A 345-nucleotide genomic window follows, 5' to 3' on the forward strand; every position below is an offset into this window, starting at 1 on the left:
TGCCGGCTACGGCGTACTCAAGGCGACCGCGCACACCAAGATGCTCAACTTCGCTTCCAACATTGGCGGTTTCGCCATCTTCGCCGCCGTCGGCGTCGTTTACTGGAAGATCGGCCTGATGATGGGCGTCGCCCAGTTCCTCGGCGCGCGCCTCGGCGCCAGCCTCGCCATCCGCATCGGCGCCCGGCTGATCAAGCCGCTGCTGGTTGTCGTCTGCGTGGCGCTGGCGGTGAAGCTTCTCGCCGACCCGGCGAACCCGCTGCGCCAGCTAATTGGTGTGTGACGGCCCGGCTGATACAATGCCGGCGTACGAATCATGTTGGAGGAGCCACACATGAATCTCAG

The 345-nt window shown here is 64.3% G+C and carries 1 protein-coding gene; it reads left to right on the plus strand.

Annotated features, from left to right (window positions below; genetic code table 11):
• Window positions 1-283: TSUP family transporter (locus EN808_RS35430; RefSeq protein ID WP_145973050.1), on the plus strand; the 283-nt coding region annotated here is incomplete at its 5' end.
• Window positions 284-345 lie beyond the last annotated feature (62 nt).

Origin of the sequence: Mesorhizobium sp. M8A.F.Ca.ET.165.01.1.1 (assembly GCF_004792065.1) — a bacterium.
GTDB lineage: Bacteria > Pseudomonadota > Alphaproteobacteria > Rhizobiales > Rhizobiaceae > Mesorhizobium.